A 20,378-nucleotide genomic window follows, 5' to 3' on the forward strand; every position below is an offset into this window, starting at 1 on the left:
TTGTATATTTGCAACCTATTTAGAGTTAATCCACTTAAACAATGATAAAAGTTTCAGATACAGCAAAAAAGAAAGTTATCGAGTTAATGACTGATGACGGATTTGATGCTATAGCAGATTTTGTACGTGTGGGAGTAAAAAGCGGAGGTTGTTCAGGATTATCATACGACCTAACCTTTGATAAAAGCACACAAGAAAACGATAAGGTTTTCGAAGAGAACAATGTAAAAATTGTTGTAGATAAAAAAAGTTTTTTATACCTCGTAGGAACTACTTTAGAGTATTCTGGTGGGTTAAACGGAAAAGGGTTTGTTTTTAACAATCCGAATGCAAACCGCACATGTGGTTGCGGAGAAAGTTTTTCTTTATAAAATTACAACTCAATTATGAGCAAGTATACCGAAGACGATTTAAGAGAAGAGTTAAAAACCAAAGAATATGAATATGGTTTTTATACTGATATAGAAAGTGAAACCTTTCCTAAAGGGTTAAATGAAGATGTAGTTCGTGCAATTTCTAAGAAGAAGAACGAGCCAGAATGGATGACCGAATGGCGTTTAGAAGCATTTAGAGTTTGGCTAACAATGGAAGAACCTGAATGGGCAAATGTTCATTATGAAAAACCAAAATTTCAAGACATCGCTTACTATTCTGCACCGAAAGAAAAACCAAAATTAAATAGTTTAGATGAAGTTGACCCAGAATTACTGGATACTTTTAAACGTTTAGGTATTTCTTTAGATGAGCAGAAAAAGCTAGCCAATGTTGCTGTTGATATTGTAATGGACTCTGTTTCTGTTGCAACTACTTTTAAAGAAACGTTAGGTAAAAAAGGTATTATTTTTATGCCTATTTCTGAAGCTATTCAAGAGCACCCAGAATTAGTAAGAAAACATTTAGGAACTGTAGTTCCTACTACTGATAATTTTTATGCAGCATTAAATTCAGCAGTTTTTTCTGATGGATCTTTCTGCTACATTCCAAAAGGCGTTCGTTGTCCGATGGAATTATCAACCTACTTCAGAATTAACGAAGGAGGAACCGGTCAGTTTGAAAGAACTTTAGTTGTTGCTGACAAAGGAAGTTATGTTTCTTATTTAGAAGGTTGTACTGCACCAAGTAGAGATGAAAATCAATTACATGCCGCAGTTGTTGAATTAATTGCGTTAGATGATTCAGAAATTAAATACTCAACAGTACAGAACTGGTACCCTGGAAACAAAGAAGGTAAAGGTGGTGTTTACAATTTCGTAACTAAAAGAGCTATTTGCGAAACCAACGCGAAAGTTTCTTGGACACAAGTTGAAACAGGTTCTGCAGTTACCTGGAAATACCCAAGTTGTATTTTAAAAGGAAACAACTCTGTTGGAGAGTTTTACTCGATTGCTGTAACTAATAATTATCAGCAAGCAGATACCGGAACGAAAATGATTCACTTAGGTAAAAATACCAAGTCGACTATTATTTCAAAAGGAATTTCTGCAGGTAAATCACAAAATTCATACAGAGGATTGGTTCATATAGGACCACGTGCAGAAAACGCTCGTAACTTCTCTCAGTGTGATTCTTTACTAATGGGTAATGAATGTGGCGCACACACGTTTCCATACATCGAAACTAAAAATAAATCAGCACAAATAGAACACGAAGCTACAACGAGTAAAATTGGTGAAGACCAATTATTTTACTGTAACCAACGTGGTATTGATACTGAAAAAGCAATTGCGTTAATCGTTAACGGATTTAGCAAAGAAGTATTAAATAAATTACCAATGGAATTTGCTGTAGAAGCACAAAAACTATTGGAAATTAGTTTAGAAGGAAGTGTTGGATAATTTAAATCATAAAGTAATGAAAAAAATATTTTTACTTGCACTTATCGCAATCACTATTATTAGTTGTAAAAACACTGATAAAAAAGAGAATGTTGATAAAATGACTACTGAAGAAGTTGCTGTAAAACTATATGTTTTAAATGGTGGGTCGATATTGGTTAACAAATTAGAAGTTTTTTCTCAAGACACTACTTATACAGGACAAACAAAACAATTTGCTGATGCTTACTATGTGATCTCACACCCGAAAGGAAACTTAATGTGGGATGCTGGTTTACCAGAAAACTTGGTATTACCACAACCTGTAACTCCGGGTGACGGAACCTACACAGTACAAAGGGCAGATTCATTAGCGAATCAATTAGCAACAATTGGTTTTAAGATTGAAGATTTTAAATATTTTGCATTGTCTCATTCTCATTTTGATCATACTGGGCATGCAAACTATATGAAAGATGCAACTTGGCTGGTACAAGAAAACGAATATAATTCGGTTGCTGGAGATTCTTTAAAACAGAAAAATCCTGCGGTAGCAGCATTAAAAAATGTTAAAAAATTAAATGGCGATTACGATGTTTTTGGTGACAGTACTGTTGTTATAAAATATATGCCAGGTCATACAGTTGGCCATCAAGCTTTATATGTAAAAGTATCAGGTATTGAAAAACCTGTTTTATTAACGGGTGACTTATATCATTTTGAAGAGAACAGAGCCAGTAAAGGTATTCCTTCATTCAACTATAATGTTGAGCAAACTTTAGAAAGCATGCAAAAATTTGAAGCTTTCGCTAAAGAAAAAAATGCTGAGGTGATCATTCAACATTCACCAAAAGCTTTCAAGAAATTACAAAATCTATTAAAAAAGTAACTAGTAATGTTAAAAATAGAAAACTTACACGCTAACATAGAAGATAAATCAATTTTAAAAGGATTGAATTTAGAGGTTAAAGCAGGTGAAATTCACGCAATAATGGGTCCTAACGGTGCTGGTAAAAGTACGTTAGCTAACGTTATTGCAGGAAAAGAAGAGTACGAAGTTACAGATGGCTCAATAGAGCTAAACGGTGAAGACATTAGCGAACTATCTCCTGATGAAAGAGCGCATAATGGTGTGTTTTTATCTTTCCAATATCCAGTAGAAATTCCTGGTGTTTCGGTAACTAATTTTATTAAAACAGCTATTAACGAAAATCGTAAAGCTAAAGGTTTAGAAGACATGCCAGCAAAAGACATGTTAAAAATGATTCGTGAGAAATCTGAATTATTAGAAATAGACCGTAAATTCTTATCACGTTCTTTAAACCAAGGTTTTTCTGGAGGGGAAAAGAAACGTAACGAGATTTTTCAAATGGCAATGTTAGAGCCTAAATTAGCTATTTTAGATGAAACAGATTCTGGTTTAGATATCGATGCGTTGCGTATTGTAGCTAACGGTGTAAATAAATTAAAATCTAAAGACAACGCTGTTATTGTAATTACACACTACCAACGTTTATTAGATTATATTGTTCCTGACTTTGTACATGTATTATACGATGGTAAAATCGTAAAATCGGGTGATGCTTCTTTAGCTTTAGAGTTAGAGGCAAAAGGATATGATTGGATTAAGGAAGAAGTTAATTCTTAAGAGAAATGGAGTTAAAAGATAAATTAACCACGTCATACGTCGCTTTTGAAAATGGTGTGGATATCAATTCGGATATACACGATATTAGAACAAAAGCGCTACAGAACTTTGAAGAATTAGGTTTTCCTACTAAGAAATTAGAAGCTTGGAAATACACGTCTTTAAATGCTGTATTGAAACAAGACTATAGTATTTTTCCTAGTTCAGAAAACGCTGTAGAATTGGCAGATGTTAAGAAATATTTCATTCACGATATAGATACTTATAAAATTGTATTTATCGATGGAAAATATAGTTCTTTCTTGTCTGAAACTACACATGATAAGATTGATGTTTGTTTAATGTCATCTGCATTAACAAAACCAAAATACAAAGCTGTTATAGAAAACTACTTCAATAAAATTGCTAAGCAAGATAATTTAACATCGTTAAATACTGCTTTTGCAAATGAAGGTGCTTATATTAACATTCCTAAAAATGTAGAAGTAGATAAACCTATTCAGGTTATCTATTTTACTACAGGTTCTGAGGAAGCTACTATGACGCAGCCTCGTAATTTAATTGTTGCTGAACAAAATGCACATGTTCAAATTATAGAACGTCATCAGAGTTTAACTTCTAATTCTGTTTTAACAAATGCCGTAACAGAAGTGTATGCTGCAAAAGATGCAACGGTAGATATTTATAAGATTCAGAATGATGATGAAAATGCTTCTTTAGTAGATAATTCTTACATAGAGCAAAAATCAAATAGTATTGTTTCGGTACATACTTTTTCTTTCGGAGGAAACATTACACGTAACAACTTAAACTTTTATCAAAGAGGCGAGCATATCGATTCTATTTTAAAAGGAATTACTATTACCGAAGGAAAACAACATGTAGATCACCATACATTGGTACATCATATTGAACCAAACTGTGAGTCTCATCAAGATTACAAAGGTATTTATGGTGACCGCTCTACAGCTGTTTTTAACGGAAAAGTAGTTGTTGAAAAAGAAGCTCAGAAAACAAATGCATATCAGCAAAACAATAACATTTTAATAAGCGATAAAGCAACTATCAACGCAAAACCTCAGTTAGAGATTTTTGCTGATGATGTAAAATGTTCTCACGGTTGTACTATTGGTCAATTAGATGAAGATGCTTTATTTTACATGCAACAACGTGGAATTCCAAAAAAAGAAGCAAAAGCATTATTAATGTATGCCTTTGCAAACACAGTTCTTGAAAGTGTAAAAATACCAGAAGTAAAAAAACGAATTAATAAATTAATTGCAAATAAATTGGGTGTAAACATAGGTTTTGATTTATAAAACCCTTATATTCACATATGTAAAACAAAGGCCGTTCAATATTGAATGGTCTTTGTTTTTAAAAAACATTTATTTCTTGTAATGATTAAAGAAATACTTCGTCAAAAGGAGAGAACTATTAAAACTATAGAAAATGAAAAAAACAATTACACTACTAGTCCTACTATTTATTAGTATTCAATCCTATTCACAAACCGATGTATTTAATGCACTTTTAAAAACATATGTTGATACTGAAGGAAATATAGATTATAAAGGTTTAAGAAAAAACCGTGCTTTATTAGATATTTACTTAAATCATTTAGAGAATGTTATTCCTGGTAAAAACTGGTCACAAAATAAAGCAAAGGCCTTTTGGATGAATGCATACAATGCATATACTATTAAATTAGTATTAGACAGCTACCCTTTAAAAAAGATTACTGATATAAAAAGAAAAGGTAGAAACGCTTGGAAAATCCCTTTTGCGGTAGTTGGTAAAGAAACCTACTCTTTAGATTATATTGAGCACAAAATACTACGTAGATGGCACAATGACCCTAGAGTGCACGTTGGTATAAATGCTGCTTCTAAATCAGGCCCTAGTTTTCCTAACTATGCTTTCACTGCTAAAAATCTAAACAGTAAATTAGAGTTACTAATGAAGAATTTTATAAATGATGCTTCTAAAAATAAAATAACGATCACTAAAGTTGAAGTTTCTAAAATGTTCGAATGGTATAAAGGTGATTTTACAGAAAAAAATTCTTTAATAGAATATATAAATAAATATTCTACTATTAAAGCAAATGACAATGCTGAAATTATCTATTTAGAATATGACTGGAATTTAAATGGCTTATAAGAGTTCCTAAATTCTCTATCTTCTAATTGCCCCCCTTTCCCCATTTTCTTTTATAAGAGTAAGATGTCGTTTCCTTTCACCTTAGTCTCCTATATAATCAGTAGAAACGAGTGAAATATTAGCTTTGCGACACGTTCGTTTTATTTATAGACTATTTTGTCATTTGTTATGTTTTAGTTAGTAGACGTATTAATTTTCAATTTTTTATAAAATAGAAAATTTCATGAAACCCATAATAAGCATACCCCTAATTGAAACGACATTATTTTTAACTTTTTCGATTCAATTTGTGACGAATAAACAAGTTTGTCTCGAGAAGAAGTGAAAAAATATAGTGGAAATCAGCAAATAGCTACAAATTAAAAATCCCATGCTTTCGCACAGGATTTTTTATATCTATATAGTAACATTGTTACCTACATTTCTAATGCTTTCTTAATGTTATTACCCATTAATAATTCTTCTGGGTTTTCTAAAGCTTCTTTAACAGCAACTAAGAATCCTACAGACTCACGACCGTCAATAACTCTGTGGTCATAAGATAAAGCCACATACATAATTGGCTGAATTACCACTTCTCCATTTACAGCCATTGGTCTGTTTACAATATTGTGCATTCCTAAGATTCCACTTTGTGGTGGATTTAAGATTGGTGTAGATAACATTGATCCAAATACACCTCCATTGGTAATTGTAAATGTTCCTCCTGTCATTTCATCAACAGTAATTTGTCCGTCACGAGCACGTAAAGCCAAACGCTTAACTTCACTTTCAACACCTCTAAAAGATAAGTCTTCAGCGTTTCTAATTACAGGAACCATTAATCCTTTAGGACCAGAAACTGCAATAGAAATATCTTGAAAATGATTTTTTATTTGATAATCTCCATCAATCATAGAGTTTACATCAGGATACATTTCTAAAGCCCTAACAACCGCTAAAGTAAAGAAAGACATAAAACCTAACCCAACTCCATGTTTTGCTTTAAAATCTTCTTTATACTGTTTACGTAAATCGAAAATTGGCTGCATGTTCACCTCGTTAAAAGTGGTTAACATTGCAGTTTCACTTTTTACAGCTACTAAACGTTGCGCTACTTTACGACGCAACATCGACATTTTTTTACGCTCTGTACCACGAGAACCATTTGTTGGTTGCGTTCCCATAGAAGGCACAGCATTTACTGCGTCATCTTTTGTTACACGACCATCTTTTCCTGTTCCTTTTACTGAAGCTGCATCAACTCCTTTTTCTGCTAAAACTTTCTTAGCTGCAGGTGAAGCAGTACCAGTTGCATAAGTTGCAGCTTTGGTTTCTTCTTTTTTAGGTACCTCCGTTTTTGGAGCTTCTTCTTTTTTTGCTTCAGTAGATGATCCTCCTGCTGGTTTTTCAGCGCTCATGTCTATAAGACAAACAACCGCCCCAACCTCAACAGCATCACCTTCTTCTGCTTTTAAAGTAATAATTCCGCTTTCTTCCGCAGGCAATTCTAACGTTGCTTTGTCAGAATCTACTTCGGCAATAGGTTGATCTTTTTCAACGTAATCACCATCTTCAACTAACCAAGTTGCTATTTCTACTTCTGTAATTGATTCTCCCGGAGAAGGAACTTTCATTTCTAAAACACTCATGTTTCTTAATTTTTATTCGGAAATATTTTATTTTTTGGGCGTTCGAGCGGGCTTTTCACTATGTCTTTTCTTTGTTTAACCTTTTGCCTTCACTCAAGGTGACAAAGAAAAGGATGTCGTTTCAATCCCTAACGCATATACTTTTTAGTCATTGATATTAATCAAAAACCATATCTAATACTTTTTGGTGACGTCTTTTAAAACGTGTACTTGAACCTGCAGCTGGTGCCGAATGGTAATCTCTCGACGCACATTCTAACTTTGCTAATTCAAAACGCTCTAACATATAACCCCAAGAACCCATATTTTTAGGTTCTTCTTGTGCCCAAACATAACGTTCTACATTTGGATACCTATCCATCACTTCTTTTATTTGCTCGTTGTGTAATGGAAACAATTGCTCTATTCTTACTAAAGCAACATCTTCTCTCTCTAATTGTTCACGCTCTGCTAATAAATCATAGTAGAATTTACCTGAACAAAATACCATTTTTTTCACTTTAGCTGTATCAACAGTATCGTCAATTACCTCTTTAAAAGCACCGTTACCTAGATCTTCAATAGTATTAACTGCTTTTGGTAAACGCAGCAAACTTTTAGGTGTAAAAATAACCAATGGTTTTCTAAAATCACGTTTCATCTGACGACGTAATATGTGATATATATTTGCTGGTGTAGAACAGTTTGCAATCGTCCAATTATCTATTGCAGATGATTGTAAAAAACGCTCAATTCTACCTGATGAATGCTCTGGTCCTTGCCCTTCGTATCCGTGAGGTAATAACATTACCAATCCATTTTGCAATTTCCATTTATCTTCTGCTGAAGAGATATATTGATCAAACACAATTTGCGCACCGTTTGCAAAATCTCCAAACTGAGCTTCCCAAATAGTTAATGTATTTGGAGCTGCCATTGCATAACCATAATCGAAACCTAAAACACCGTATTCAGATAAATGAGAATTATAAATTGTCATTTCTCCTTTATTCTTCGGATTTGTGTTTAATAAATTTACACGCTCTAAAGTTTCTTCATCTCGCATAATTGCATGACGGTGAGAGAATGTTCCTCTTTCTACATCTTCACCAGAGATACGAATATTAAATCCTTCTTCAAGTAAAGTACCGTAAGCTAAATTTTCTGCCGTTCCCCAGTCTAAAGTATTATCTTCAAAGACCATTTTTTCACGACCTTTTAAAATACGTTCAGCTTTACGAACAAACTTATGTCCTTTTGGCGTATTAGAAATTACTTTAGCAATCCCTTTTAATGCTTCAACCGAATAAGTAGTATCGATCGGCTTTAACATATCTTGTAATTGCTTACGAACAAATCCTTCCCACACCGCTGGCATGAACTCTTGAATTTTAGAAGTCGTTTTCTTTTTAGACTCTGTAAACTCAGCTTCTAAGTGAGATTTAAAATCGTCTGTTATTTGCTGTATATAATCAGCAGAAATACTTCCTTCTTTAACTAATTTTTCAGCATAAATTTCTTTTGCATTTTTATGCTTAGAAATTGCTTTATATAATTTTGGCTGTGTAAAACGAGGCTCATCACCTTCGTTATGACCATATTTACGATATCCTAATAAATCAATATAAATGTCTTTTTTGAATTTCATTCGATATTCAACAGCAATTTCCATTGCATGACAAACCGCTTCTGCATCATCTGCATTTACATGTAATACTGGTGATAGCGTTACTTTTGCGATATCTGTACAGTATGTACTAGAACGAGCATCTAAATAATTAGTTGTAAAACCAACTTGATTGTTTACTACAATATGAATTGTACCACCTGTTTTATAACCATTTAAGGTCATCATTTGCGCAATCTCATATACGATTCCCTGACCTGCGATTGCAGCATCACCGTGCACTAAAATTGGTAAAATCTTACTATTATCCCCTTTATAATCTAAATCTATTTTAGCGCGAACAATACCTTCTGCTACTGCACCAACAGTTTCTAAATGCGATGGATTTGGAACCAAATTCATCTTCATTTTTTGTCCGCCTTTATAAGCCTTACTTAAGGTTAACCCAAGGTGGTATTTTACATCTCCACCAATATCTTGGTCTTCAAAATCTTTACCTTCGAACTCGCTAAATAAATCACGCACAGGTTTCTTAAAGATATTTACTAACGTATTTAAACGACCACGGTGAGCCATTCCTAAAACACACTCTTCAACACCATATTTCTCTGCTGCATCACGAAGCGCAACACTTACCCCTGGTATTAATGTTTCTCCTCCTTCTACTGAAAATCGTTTTTGACCTACGTATTTCGTTTGTAAAAAACTCTCGAATACTGAAGCTTGATTTAGTTTTGTTAGAATATACTTTTTAGACTCAACACTATAGTTAGATTGATTATCGTTTTTATTTAAACGACCTTGCCACCACTTTAATTCTTCTGGGTTGCGTAAGTACATGTATTCAACACCAATACTATCACAAAAAATAGCTTTTAAGTGTTTAATAATCTCCGCTAATGTTTTTGCTCCAATACCTAAAACGCCTCCTGCGTCAAATACGGTAGATAAATCTGATTGGTTTAATCCAAAATTCTCAACATCTAATGTCGGAGAATATTTTCTACGTTCACGTACAGGATTTGTCTCTGTAAAAAGATGCCCTCTTGTTCGGTAACCGTTTATTAAATCAATTACTAAAAATTCTTTATGTACTTTTTCAGGTATCTCTACAGAAATTTCTTCATCAGTCAACGAATAATTCTCGTTTGCTAAATCGTATCCTTGAAAAAAACTTCTCCAACTTGGTTCTACTGCATCTGGGTTTTTTTGATACTGTTCGTATAAATCTCCTATAAAACTTGTATGTGCTGCGTTCAAGAACGAAAACTTGTCCATATATATTTACTATGCTTTTCTATCAATAAGAATAATGATGACAAAAATACAACTTTTACTAAAAATAAGACTTTTTTTTACGCTTATTTTGAACCTAACAATTATACCCGAAAGGCAAACAAGCATACTTACAAGCTCATCCACAACCAAAACAAACAACTGATTATCAGTTACAAAAAAATTTTATTTCATTTTTTATTAAAAAAAATTTGTAGATATAAAAAAAGCCCTTAAATTTGCACTCGCATTTTAAAGCAAGTCCGCTTTAAATTCCTCCTTAGCTCAGTTGGTTAGAGCATCTGACTGTTAATCAGAGGGTCTTAGGTTCGAGTCCTAAAGGAGGAGCAAAATAAACAAAGGCAACGTAGCAGCCGATAATTGCTACAACACATATATTTGTTCTACATGAACATTCCTCCTTAGCTCAGTTGGTTAGAGCATCTGACTGTTAATCAGAGGGTCTTAGGTTCGAGTCCTAAAGGAGGAGCAATAAAAGACTTACATTCGTGTAAGTCTTTTGTATTTTCACACTATGTTGTTTCCTAAAAAACTTATTCTAAAAATAGCATCACGCAAAGAGAGCACCTCTCTGAGATCACTTGGTAAGGAGTCTAATTTAATTGATTTCTCTTCAAATGATTACTTAGGCTATGCTAAGTCTGACTTTATTTTCGATAAAACGCACCAATTTTTAATTGATAAAAATATAAAGCAAAATGGAGCAACGGGTTCTCGTTTACTTTCTGGAAATCACAAATTATATATTAGCGTTGAAAAAAAAATAGCTGAATTTCATAATACCGAAGCTGCTTTAATTTTCAATTCTGGTTATGATGCCAATATTGGTTTTTTTTCGTCTGTACCTCAACGTGGCGATATTATTTTATATGATGAATTTATTCATGCTTCTATTCGCGATGGAGTGCAGTTATCAAATGCAAAAGCATATAAATTCAAGCATAATGATATAGAAAACCTAGAGAATAGAATCTTGTCTGTTCGAGCGGAGTCGAGAACTCAAGAATCAGAAATTTATGTTGTTACCGAATCGGTTTTTTCTATGGATGGTGACTCGCCTGATTTAATTACTTTAGTTGAAACCTGTAAAAAACACAAGGTTTATTTAATTGTTGATGAAGCACATGCTGTTGGTGTATTTAACAAAGGACTTGTTGAAAAATTGAATTTAGAAAATGATGTTTTTGCTAGAATTACAACTTTCGGAAAAGCATTAGGTTGCCACGGAGCGGTAGTTTTAGGCAGTAATGAGTTAAAACAATACTTAATTAATTTTGCTAGAAGCTTTATTTATACCACCGGATTATCCCCACATTCATTGGCAACCGTACATTGTGTTTACGATGACCTTGGGAGTTCTAACGGAATAGAGAACTCAAAAATATTACATCAAAATATTCAGCATTTTATATCAGAAACAAAACGACTTAATTTAAAGTTTATAAATAGTGACTCTGCAATTCATTGCTGCGTAATTCCTAGTAATGAAAAAGTAAAATCAGCTGCAAAAAACCTTAAAGAAAAAGGATTCGATGTAAAACCAATTTTATCTCCCACAGTAACAAAAGGAGAAGAAAGATTACGTTTTTGTTTGCATGCTTATAATTCTAGGAAAGAAATTACCAATATTTTAGAACATCTTGCTATTTTTGTTTAAAAAATACTATGCGAGATAACTACACTATTTTAACTGTTTTTGAATATTCTACTGAAGCTCATCTTGTTAAATCTAAATTAGACTCAGATAACATCAGAACTTTATTGATGGATGAAAAAACGATTGATTCTGACCCCTTAATAAGTCAAGCAATAGGCGGTGTAAAACTACTAGTACATAATGATGATTTAGAAAAAGCAATAACAATATACAATGAAATTAGAGTATATGAAAAAGATAAAAACGGAAACACTATTCACTGTGCAAACTGCAATTCTTCTAAAATACTAGTTGCTCCACCACAACGAAAAAGCTTTTTCTATATGTTGTTTCCTTTTTTTGAAAGCAGAAAATTAATTTGTAATGATTGTAAAACAATCTTTTAAATGAAAAAATATTTTATCACAGGAATTTCTACTGAAGTAGGAAAAACTATAGCATCAGCTATTATAACTGAGGCACTAGAAGCTGATTATTGGAAACCAATACAAGCAGGTGAATTAGACAATTCTGATTCACACAAAATAAAGCAACTAATTTCTAATTCAGGAACTATAATTCATCCAAACTCATATGCCTTAAACACGCCTATGAGTCCGCATGCAGCTGCAGAAATAGACGGAATTACAGTTGAATTATCGAAAATTACCGAACCAAAAACCAAAAACAACTTAGTTATTGAAGGTGCTGGCGGACTATTAGTTCCGTTAAATAATTCAGATACTATTTTAGACATTATCAAACCCGATTATAAAGTAATTGTTGTTTCTCGTCATTATTTAGGCAGTATTAATCACACTTTACTAACAGTGAACCTATTAAAAGAAAAAAGCTTTGATGTTGCTATTATTTTCTCTGGAAATGAACATAAAACAACAGAAGAAATCATCAAAAAAATGACGAACGCTTCTATAATCGGGCGCATAGATGAGGAACCTTATTTTGATAAAAATGTAGTTAGAGAATACGCCGAGCTTTTTAAAGAAAAACTATTGAATTTATAAACGCCGTACTGAACTTGTTTCTTGGTTGAATAGCGAAGCAAAGTTATATTTAAAACTAGTTAACTTGATGCGATGCTGAAATATGTAATAAAAATATAAACACCAACGTCACCCTGAACTTGTTTCAGGGTCACATGATAAAAAGAAACGTAATTACAGAATATACTTGCTAATTTGATGTTGAACCTATTATCAGTATAACGAAAAAATAAAAAATGACACTTCAAGAAAGAGATAAGAAACATTTGTGGCATCCGTTAAAACAACACCAAACACATCCTGATAGTTTAGGAATTGTAAAAGCCAAAGGATGTATTTTAACTGATGAAAATGGCAATGAATATATCGATGCCATTTCATCCTGGTATACCTGTATGTTTGGGCATTGTAATGATTTTATCACGAATCGTGTTTACCAACAAATGCAAACATTAGATCAAATAATGTTTAGTGATTTTACACACGAACCTGCTGTGAAATTATCCGAAGAATTGATTAAAATTCTTCCAGAAAATCAAAACCGAATTTTCTTTAACGATAACGGATCAACAGCGGTAGAAGCTGCCATAAAAATGGCTTTGCAATACTATTTTAATAAAGGCGAAAAACGAACTACTTTCATTGCTTTTGAAGATGGTTTTCATGGTGATACTTTCGGTGCGATGTCGGTTTCTGGCTTATCAGCTTACAACGGTCCGTTTGAAGATTTTTTAATGGATATTGAGCGTATTCCTGTTCCGAATGGAAAAAATAATCAAGAAATTTTAAATCAGTTAGAAGAAATCGTTGCTAAAAATAATATTGCTGGCTTTATTTACGAACCTTTAGTGCAAGGTGCTGCCGGAATGAAAATTCATGAAGCAGAAGATTTAAACGAGATTTTAAATTTCTGCAAAGAAAATAATATTTTAATGATTGCTGATGAAGTGATGACTGGATTCGGAAAAACAGGAAATCATTTTGCTTCGGATGAAATTGCTACAAAACCAGATATTATTTGTTTAAGTAAAGCATTAACTGCAGGTTTAGTACCGATGGCAATTACCTCTTGTACTGAAGAAATTTATAGTACTTTTTTAAGTAATGATATTGCAAAAGGTTTTTTTCATTGTCATACCTATTCTGCAAATCCTATTGCTTGTAGCGCTGCTTTAGCTAGTATCGAATTACTACAAACCACAGAGATTCAAGAAAGCATTCAAACTATTATAGCTTCTCACAAAACGTTTGAAGAACGCATTAAAAAGCATCCTAAAGTAACCACTACACGTACTAAAGGTGTAATTTTAGCAATCGATTTAAAAACCAATGCGAATCGTTACGGTACTTTACGAGATCAATTATTAAAACACTTTATGAATGACGGCGTGTTTTTACGTCCGTTAGGAAACACTATTTATATTCAACCACCTTATGTAATTACAAAAGAGCAGTTACAAAAAGTATACACCACTATCGAAAAGGTTTTAGATATCTTCTAAAACCTTTTCTTTAACTAATAAATTTATTTCTTCTTGTGTTTCTTTAATACGCACATATAAATCTTCATAAATCCATTCGCCATTAGTTCTTATTCCGCGAATAATTAATGTTCCTTTTCCGTTTGGTCCCGAAATCGGAATTGAGAAATCAACATCTCCTTCATCATTGTTTATTGATATATTTCCTGACGGAATTCCGTATTTTTCAATTGGCTCCCCTAAAAAACGAAGTACTTCTTTATTTTTAGAAGCTTGTTCTATAGCATACTCTACAGGCGTAGCATTTGTAATCATTTCTGATATACCAAAAAACGCAGCGCCAATACCAAAAACGAACAATAAAATAAGTCCGATACATCCACAGCCACAACCACCCACAGGCACTACCCAGCCCCAATTTCTACCAAACCAACTTTTTTGTTCTTGCACTTCCATTTGTTCTCTTTTTTTCACAATATAAATATTTATTTATTTCGTAATGCTTCATTTTACCTTTATTTTTGTAAAAACTTTAATACGTTGAAAGAACCAATTTCTATTACCTCGTTTGCTTCAATTTCTGCTTTAGGTAGTAATCCAGAGCAAATTTGGGAAAACTATTTAAATACAAAACATTTCTTAACGCTAAGAAAAAATGTTTGGACAGGTAGCTTGAATCAACAAGATAAACTTGCTATTGCAGCAATAAGAAATTCAGATAATAAGTATAAAAATTTAGACGATTCGGTTATATATACTTTGTATGTAGCAAGAAAGGCTATTGAAAAAACGAATTGGAATTCTGAAGATAACTTCGGAATTAATATTGGCTCGTCAAGAGGAGCAACTTCTTTATTTGAAAAATATCACAAAGAATTTTTAGAAACTGGTAAATCATCAACCTTAAGTTCACCAACCACTACATTAGGAAATATTTCTTCTTGGATTGCCCATGATTTACAAAGTAACGGACCAGAAATTTCACATTCTATAACCTGCTCTACAGGATTACATTCTTTGTTAAACGGCTTTGCATGGTTGCAATCAGGGATGTCAGAAAAATTTATGATTGGTGCTAGCGAAGCTTCTTTAACCGATTTTACGATTGCCCAAATGCAAGCGTTAAAAGTGTACTCGAAAGAAACCGATGAATATCCGTGTAAAGCTTTCGATTTAGAAAAGAAACGAAACACGATGGTTTTAGGCGAGGCTGCTGCCATTTTTTGTTTAGAAAAAGGAGTTCAAGAAAATGCAATTGCGCTTATTAAAGGTGTAGGTTATGCTACAGAGGTTTTAAAACACAATACTTCGGTTACTGCAAATGCTGATTGTTTTCAGAAATCTATGAAAATGGCTCTAGGCACAATTTCTCCTGATGAAGTTGATGTTATTGTAATGCATGCACCAGGAACCATTAAAGGAGATTCATCAGAAATTAACGCCATTCAAAAAGTTTTTTGTAACAAAACACCTTTCTTAACTACTAATAAGTGGAAAGTAGGGCATACTTTCGGTACTTCTGGCTTACTTAGTTTAGAATTAGCTATACTAATCTTACAGCATCAAAAAGCAATTGAAGTTCCGTTTGCTAAAAAGCAAAACCATCCTAAAAAAATAACCAACATATTAGTAAATGCCGTTGGTTTTGGAGGGAATGCCGTTTCTGTTTTATTAACGAAATAATAGTGCTTCTTTCAGTCTATTTATTTACTTTTAGTAACTTATTAAAATAATTGCTTTATGATGGAATGGTTTAATGAATTAACTTCTTTTCAAAAAATGTATTGGGTTGTTACAATTGCTTCAACCATAATATTTTTATTTGTTCTTATAAGTACTTTTGTGGGTGCTGACGCTGATGACGTAGGCGATGTTGATGCCGAAATAGATGCAGATACTGGTGCAGGATTTCAGTTTTTTACTTTTAAAAATATGGTTGCTTTTTTTACCATTTTTGGATGGAGCGGAATTGCAAGTATGGATGCTGGAAACTCAAAAAGTGTTACCCTATTTATTTCTATTTTCTGTGGTTTATTAATGATGACAGCGATGGCTGCGTTATTTTACTACATCAGTAAATTAACTTCTAGCGGAACTTTAAAAATGAAAAATGCGCTAAACGCAATTGGTGAAGTGTATTTAACCGTAGGAGCCAACAAATCTAAAATAGGAAAAGTACATGTTAAAGTACAAAACTCGTTAAGAGAATTAGAAGCACTAACAAATTACGACACCGATCTAACACAGGGAACCGTGATAAAAGTAATTGAAGTAACACCAAACGGATTATTAATTATTGAACCTCAAAAATAAAAATTGACTATGCTAAAACTAACACTATTACAAATTGATGGGTTTGCAGGACCTATCGGAATCATTATTGCGATTCTATTTATTTTCATCTTATTTATCACTTTAATTAAACGCTATAAAAGATGTCCTTCGGATAGAATTTTAGTAGTTTATGGTAAAGTTGGTGGTGGCCAATCAGCAAAATGTATTCATGGTGGAGCCGCATTTATTTTTCCGGTAATTCAAGATTATCAGTTTTTAGATTTAACACCAATTTCTATTGAAGTAAATTTAGTAAACGCCCTTTCTAAACAAAACATTCGTGTAAACGTACCAAGTAGGTTTACAATTGGAGTTTCTACAGAGCCAGGAATTATGCAAAATGCTGCAGAAAGATTGTTAGGTTTAGATCAAGATAGTATTCAAGATTTAGCGCAAGAAATTATTTTTGGTCAGTTACGTTTAGTTGTTGCTTCTATGGATATAGAAGAAATTAACAATGATAGAGATAAGTTTTTAACCAATATTTCTCAGAGTGTAGAAACAGAATTAAAGAAAGTAGGATTAAAATTGATCAACGTAAATATTACCGATATTGTTGATGAATCTGGTTATATTGAAGCTTTAGGTAAAGAAGCCGCTGCACATGCAATTAACGCCGCTCGTAAATCGGTTGCCGAAAAAACAAGAGATGGTTCTATTGGTGAAGCAAATGCAGTACAAGACGAAAGAAGTCAGGTAGCTGCTGCAAATGCAAAAGCCGTAGAAGGGGAAAATACTGCAAAAATTGCTGTTGCTAATTCTGATTCTTTACGTAGACAACGTGAAGCAGAAGCAGAACGTACCGCAATTGCATCAGAAAAAGTACAAACAGCAAACGCCTTAAAAGAATCGTATGCTGCAGAGCAAGAAGCTGAAGTTGCCAGAGCAGATAGAGAGCGTTCTTCTCAATTAGCAGATATTATTGTTCCTGCAGAAATTGATAAAAGAAAAGTAGAAATTGATGCAGAAGCAACAGCAGAAAATATTAGAAGAATTGCAAAAGGTGAAGCCGATGCAATTTTATTTAAAGCACAAGCAGAAGCACAAGGTTTATATGAAGTTTTAACAAAGCAAGCCGCTGGTTTAGATCAAATTGTAAAAGCAGCTGGTAATAGCTCTAAAGATGCGGTTTTACTTTTAATTGCTGATAAATTACCAGAACTGGTTAAAACACAGGCAGAAGCTATTAAAAATATTAAGATCGATAAAATTACTGTTTGGGAAAACGGTGGAGGGAAAGATGGAAAAACATCAACTTCTAACTTTATTTCGGGTATGTACAAAGCAGTACCACCTTTACAAGAAATGTTTAACATGGCCGGAATGGAGTTGCCTGAGTATTTAAAAGGTAAAGACCTACCGTCTAAAAACATAGAAGAAGCTAAAGAGGATAATTCACCCTCTTAAACTTTAAAATAATAAGTATAAAATTCCGCTTTCATAGCGGAATTTTTGTTTCTGATAATTCTTGATTATAAATTTTTAATGAATATTCGTTTTGATTCAGAACTAGATACAAGTTAATTATTCTGAATTTATTTCAGAATCACATCTTTACAACAAACAGTATTAACTCATGGTGAGAACCTGAAACGAGTTCAGGTTGACGGAAGTAATTTATAGTAAAAGCAATTAAGTGACATCTATTATATAGCTGTTCTAGCGGAGTCGAGAACTCGTTAAGCTTAAAATAATCTCGACTCCGCTCGACCTGACAATAAAGAATGGAAATTGAACATCAAAATATAGAAGTTACGCTCTATCTTAGCAAGCAAGCTTAGCCCTGATATAGCGGTTTGTTTGAGCTCTTTTTTACTGTCTGTTCGAGTAAATTTTGAAGGATGAAAAAATTGTATCGAGAACAGCCGAAAAAAAAGCGAGTAGCGAAAGCAGGAAATAGCTTCTAAAAACAATAGAAAGCCAATTAGTTTTTTTATTTTTGACAACACAAACAACTTGAATTCATGAGTGAAGTAAGACATAACTGGACCAAAGAAGAAATTCTTGAAATATATAACAAACCTTTAATGGAGCTTTTATACGAAGCTGCAACAATTCATAGAAAAAGTCACGACCCTAATGTAGTGCAGGTTTCTACATTATTATCTATAAAAACTGGTGGCTGTTCTGAAGATTGTGGATACTGTCCGCAAGCGGCACGTTACCACACCAATGTTGACGGAAACGATTTAATGTCGGTTCAACAAGTAAAAGCACAGGCTTTAAGAGCAAAATCGGGCGGAAGTTCTCGTGTATGTATGGGAGCTGCTTGGCGTAATGTAAAAGACGGACCAGAATTTGACCAAGTTTTAGACATGGTAAGAACCATTAACAAGCTCGATATGGAGGTTTGCTGTACTTTAGGTATGGTTACCGAAAATCAGGCACAACGTTTGGCTGAAGCAGGTTTATATGCCTATAATCACAATTTAGATTCATCGGAAGAATATTATAAGGAAGTAATTTCTACACGTGGTTACCAAGATCGTTTAGATACGATTAGTAATGTTCGTAAAACAAATGTAACTGTTTGTTCGGGTGGAATTATTGGAATGGGAGAAAACGCAGCAGACAGAGCAGGAATGTTAGTTGCTTTATCTACTTTAGATCCTCAACCAGAATCTACACCTATTAACGCACTAGTTGCTGTTGAAGGAACGCCGTTAGAAGATGAAAAGCCTGTAGCAATTTGGGACATGGTGCGTATGGTAGCTACTACACGTATTGTTTTACCAGAAACGCAAGTACGTTTATCGGCAGGAAGAACTCAAATGAGTAGAGAAGGACAGGCAATGTGTTTCTTTGCAGGAGCAAATTCTATTTTTGCAGGTGATAAGTTACTTACAACTCCGAACCCTGATGTAAATGAAGACATGAAAATGTTTGAAATGTTAGGAATGAATCCTCAAAAACCATTTACTAAAAAGGTACAACCACAATCGGTTGAAGCAAAAGATTCTAAATTTGAAACTTTAGGTGAAAAACCGAAATGGACAAGGCCTGACCATAAAATTGATCGTAATGAAGAAAAAAAGCAAGAAGCTTTAGCCTTTAGAAAACAATAAAATTAATTACATATTAAAAAAAGCCCTCTAAAAATATTTTTAGAGGGCTTTTATTTTATTTTCCAAATAAACGTTGGAAGAAGCTTTTGGTTTTTGTTGTGACTTCTTTTAATTCTTCTTGAGCATCTTCAGCAAAATCTGCAATGTGTTCACTTGCTTCACTTATAAACTCAGAAGTCTTTTCTTTTATATTTTCGATTGACTCATCAGATAAAACTTCGCTAACTTTAGTCTTAACATCTTCAACAGCGTCTAAAATACGCTCGCCAGTTTCACCAGCTAGTTCTGAAGCTTTTTCTGTTACGGTATCCATAACATCTTTTGCTTTATCTAAACCTTCTTTTAACTTTTTATCACTTTCTTCCATTGAAAAGTTCTTTTAGGTTAAAACCAACCTTTTTGGTTTACTTGGTATGTCTGTACAAACTCTTCATCAGATTTTGTTAAATAGATAATTCCTTCTATTAAACCAATAATTCCGAAGACTGCTCCTGCAATACCACAAGTAAGAATTGTACCCAGTAACATTATTAAGCCTTCTTTTGTATACCCTAAAACAAATTTATGAATTCCAAGGGCACCTATAATAATACCAAATATACCTGCTAAAATTCGTTTACTTTCTTGGTTTGGAACAGCGCTTCCATTTTCATCAATTACATTCATTTTTTTTGTTTTTAATAATTAGTTGATGCCGAAT

19 protein-coding genes and 2 tRNA genes are annotated in these 20,378 nt (G+C 33.2%); 16 read left to right on the forward strand and 5 right to left on the reverse strand.

Annotated features, from left to right (window positions below):
- Positions 1–41 precede the first annotated feature (41 nt).
- From ACQ629_RS07050 to ACQ629_RS07075, 6 genes are all read left to right on the forward strand, one after another.
- Positions 42–371: a HesB/IscA family protein gene (locus ACQ629_RS07050; RefSeq protein WP_483703524.1), complete on the forward strand. Its 330-nt coding sequence runs from the start codon at positions 42–44 to the stop codon at positions 369–371.
- A gap of 15 nt (positions 372–386) precedes the next feature.
- A complete protein-coding gene (gene sufB, locus ACQ629_RS07055) occupies positions 387–1,835 on the forward strand; it encodes a Fe-S cluster assembly protein SufB (RefSeq protein ID WP_483703526.1) in 1,449 nt (482 codons plus the stop codon).
- Between the two features lie 16 nt (positions 1,836–1,851).
- On the forward strand, positions 1,852–2,703 hold the full coding sequence (locus ACQ629_RS07060) for an N-acyl homoserine lactonase family protein (RefSeq protein ID WP_483703528.1): 852 nt from the start codon (positions 1,852–1,854) through the stop codon (positions 2,701–2,703).
- A 6-nt stretch (positions 2,704–2,709) separates the two neighbouring features.
- Entirely contained in the window at positions 2,710–3,462 is a 753-nt protein-coding gene (sufC, locus tag ACQ629_RS07065) for a Fe-S cluster assembly ATPase SufC (protein ID WP_483703530.1), read from the forward strand.
- A 5-nt stretch (positions 3,463–3,467) separates the two neighbouring features.
- A complete protein-coding gene (gene sufD, locus ACQ629_RS07070) occupies positions 3,468–4,781 on the forward strand; it encodes a Fe-S cluster assembly protein SufD (protein WP_483703532.1) in 1,314 nt (437 codons plus the stop codon).
- A 133-nt stretch (positions 4,782–4,914) separates the two neighbouring features.
- Positions 4,915–5,625: a DUF547 domain-containing protein gene (locus ACQ629_RS07075; protein WP_483703534.1), complete on the forward strand. Its 711-nt coding sequence runs from the start codon at positions 4,915–4,917 to the stop codon at positions 5,623–5,625.
- A 416-nt stretch (positions 5,626–6,041) separates the two neighbouring features.
- Here the strand turns inward: ACQ629_RS07075 and odhB are convergent, their stop codons facing one another.
- Both odhB and ACQ629_RS07085 read right to left on the reverse strand, forming a co-directional pair.
- Complete coding sequence (gene odhB / locus ACQ629_RS07080) at positions 6,042–7,256, reverse strand: 2-oxoglutarate dehydrogenase complex dihydrolipoyllysine-residue succinyltransferase (RefSeq protein ID WP_483703536.1); 1,215 nt, start codon at positions 7,254–7,256, stop codon at positions 6,042–6,044.
- A 157-nt stretch (positions 7,257–7,413) separates the two neighbouring features.
- Entirely contained in the window at positions 7,414–10,140 is a 2,727-nt protein-coding gene (locus tag ACQ629_RS07085) for a 2-oxoglutarate dehydrogenase E1 component (protein ID WP_483703538.1), read from the reverse strand.
- A 271-nt stretch (positions 10,141–10,411) separates the two neighbouring features.
- Here ACQ629_RS07085 and ACQ629_RS07090 point away from each other — a divergent pair.
- The 6 genes from ACQ629_RS07090 (at position 10,412) to bioA (ending at position 14,300) form a co-directional block, all read left to right on the forward strand.
- Positions 10,412–10,485 (forward strand) — tRNA-Asn (locus ACQ629_RS07090).
- Positions 10,486–10,553: 68 nt separating this feature from the next.
- Positions 10,554–10,627 (forward strand) — tRNA-Asn (locus ACQ629_RS07095).
- A 45-nt stretch (positions 10,628–10,672) separates the two neighbouring features.
- Positions 10,673–11,815 carry an aminotransferase class I/II-fold pyridoxal phosphate-dependent enzyme gene (locus ACQ629_RS07100; RefSeq protein WP_483703540.1) on the forward strand — a complete coding sequence of 381 codons (1,143 nt, stop codon included), beginning with the start codon at positions 10,673–10,675 and terminating at the stop codon, positions 11,813–11,815.
- 8 nt (positions 11,816–11,823) lie between these two features.
- Positions 11,824–12,201 carry a putative signal transducing protein gene (locus ACQ629_RS07105; RefSeq protein ID WP_483703542.1) on the forward strand — a complete coding sequence of 126 codons (378 nt, stop codon included), beginning with the start codon at positions 11,824–11,826 and terminating at the stop codon, positions 12,199–12,201.
- The gene (gene bioD, locus ACQ629_RS07110) at positions 12,202–12,819 is read left to right on the forward strand and encodes a dethiobiotin synthase (RefSeq protein ID WP_483703544.1); all 618 of its coding nucleotides are present in this window, start codon (positions 12,202–12,204) and stop codon (positions 12,817–12,819) included. It begins immediately after the preceding gene.
- Positions 12,820–13,034: 215 nt separating this feature from the next.
- The gene (gene bioA / locus ACQ629_RS07115; protein ID WP_483703546.1) at positions 13,035–14,300 is read left to right on the forward strand and encodes an adenosylmethionine--8-amino-7-oxononanoate transaminase; all 1,266 of its coding nucleotides are present in this window, start codon (positions 13,035–13,037) and stop codon (positions 14,298–14,300) included.
- Here bioA and ACQ629_RS07120 read toward each other — a convergent pair.
- Positions 14,286–14,753 carry a cytochrome c oxidase assembly factor Coa1 family protein gene (locus ACQ629_RS07120; protein ID WP_483703548.1) on the reverse strand — a complete coding sequence of 156 codons (468 nt, stop codon included), beginning with the start codon at positions 14,751–14,753 and terminating at the stop codon, positions 14,286–14,288. The two genes, bioA and ACQ629_RS07120, sit on opposite strands and share 15 nt — an antisense overlap.
- Positions 14,754–14,819: 66 nt before the next feature.
- Here ACQ629_RS07120 and ACQ629_RS07125 point away from each other — a divergent pair, with 66 nt between their 5' ends.
- The 4 genes from ACQ629_RS07125 (at position 14,820) to bioB (ending at position 19,678) form a co-directional block, all read left to right on the forward strand.
- The gene (locus ACQ629_RS07125) at positions 14,820–15,962 is read left to right on the forward strand and encodes a beta-ketoacyl synthase N-terminal-like domain-containing protein (RefSeq protein ID WP_483703550.1); all 1,143 of its coding nucleotides are present in this window, start codon (positions 14,820–14,822) and stop codon (positions 15,960–15,962) included.
- Positions 15,963–16,019: 57 nt separating this feature from the next.
- Positions 16,020–16,592, forward strand: a complete 573-nt coding sequence (locus tag ACQ629_RS07130; protein ID WP_483703552.1) for a hypothetical protein — start codon at positions 16,020–16,022, stop codon at positions 16,590–16,592.
- A 9-nt stretch (positions 16,593–16,601) separates the two neighbouring features.
- Positions 16,602–18,020: a flotillin family protein gene (locus ACQ629_RS07135; protein WP_483703554.1), complete on the forward strand. Its 1,419-nt coding sequence runs from the start codon at positions 16,602–16,604 to the stop codon at positions 18,018–18,020.
- A gap of 557 nt (positions 18,021–18,577) precedes the next feature.
- Positions 18,578–19,678, forward strand: a complete 1,101-nt coding sequence (gene bioB / locus ACQ629_RS07140) for a biotin synthase BioB (RefSeq protein WP_483703556.1) — start codon at positions 18,578–18,580, stop codon at positions 19,676–19,678.
- 55 nt (positions 19,679–19,733) lie between these two features.
- Here bioB and ACQ629_RS07145 read toward each other — a convergent pair whose 3' ends face one another.
- Both ACQ629_RS07145 and ACQ629_RS07150 read right to left on the reverse strand, forming a co-directional pair.
- Entirely contained in the window at positions 19,734–20,045 is a 312-nt protein-coding gene (locus ACQ629_RS07145) for a hypothetical protein (protein ID WP_483703558.1), read from the reverse strand.
- A gap of 17 nt (positions 20,046–20,062) precedes the next feature.
- The gene (locus ACQ629_RS07150; protein ID WP_483703560.1) at positions 20,063–20,344 is read right to left on the reverse strand and encodes a TM2 domain-containing protein; all 282 of its coding nucleotides are present in this window, start codon (positions 20,342–20,344) and stop codon (positions 20,063–20,065) included.
- Positions 20,345–20,378: the final 34 nt, after the last annotated feature.

The sequence above is a fragment of the Tenacibaculum sp. SM2510 genome, from assembly GCF_057002845.1.

Coding starts and splice junctions, on each gene's coding strand:
- ACQ629_RS07050 (WP_483703524.1), top strand. CDS start 42: ATGATAAAAGTTTCAGATACAGCAAAAAAGAAAGTTATCGAGTTAATG.
- sufB (WP_483703526.1), top strand. CDS start 387: ATGAGCAAGTATACCGAAGACGATTTAAGAGAAGAGTTAAAAACCAAA.
- ACQ629_RS07060 (WP_483703528.1), top strand. CDS start 1,852: ATGAAAAAAATATTTTTACTTGCACTTATCGCAATCACTATTATTAGT.
- sufC (WP_483703530.1), top strand. CDS start 2,710: ATGTTAAAAATAGAAAACTTACACGCTAACATAGAAGATAAATCAATT.
- sufD (WP_483703532.1), top strand. CDS start 3,468: ATGGAGTTAAAAGATAAATTAACCACGTCATACGTCGCTTTTGAAAAT.
- ACQ629_RS07075 (WP_483703534.1), top strand. CDS start 4,915: ATGAAAAAAACAATTACACTACTAGTCCTACTATTTATTAGTATTCAA.
- odhB (WP_483703536.1), bottom strand. CDS start 7,256: ATGAGTGTTTTAGAAATGAAAGTTCCTTCTCCGGGAGAATCAATTACA.
- ACQ629_RS07085 (WP_483703538.1), bottom strand. CDS start 10,140: ATGGACAAGTTTTCGTTCTTGAACGCAGCACATACAAGTTTTATAGGA.
- ACQ629_RS07100 (WP_483703540.1), top strand. CDS start 10,673: ATGTTGTTTCCTAAAAAACTTATTCTAAAAATAGCATCACGCAAAGAG.
- ACQ629_RS07105 (WP_483703542.1), top strand. CDS start 11,824: ATGCGAGATAACTACACTATTTTAACTGTTTTTGAATATTCTACTGAA.
- bioD (WP_483703544.1), top strand. CDS start 12,202: ATGAAAAAATATTTTATCACAGGAATTTCTACTGAAGTAGGAAAAACT.
- bioA (WP_483703546.1), top strand. CDS start 13,035: ATGACACTTCAAGAAAGAGATAAGAAACATTTGTGGCATCCGTTAAAA.
- ACQ629_RS07130 (WP_483703552.1), top strand. CDS start 16,020: ATGATGGAATGGTTTAATGAATTAACTTCTTTTCAAAAAATGTATTGG.
- ACQ629_RS07135 (WP_483703554.1), top strand. CDS start 16,602: ATGCTAAAACTAACACTATTACAAATTGATGGGTTTGCAGGACCTATC.
- bioB (WP_483703556.1), top strand. CDS start 18,578: ATGAGTGAAGTAAGACATAACTGGACCAAAGAAGAAATTCTTGAAATA.
- ACQ629_RS07145 (WP_483703558.1), bottom strand. CDS start 20,045: ATGGAAGAAAGTGATAAAAAGTTAAAAGAAGGTTTAGATAAAGCAAAA.
- ACQ629_RS07150 (WP_483703560.1), bottom strand. CDS start 20,344: ATGAATGTAATTGATGAAAATGGAAGCGCTGTTCCAAACCAAGAAAGT.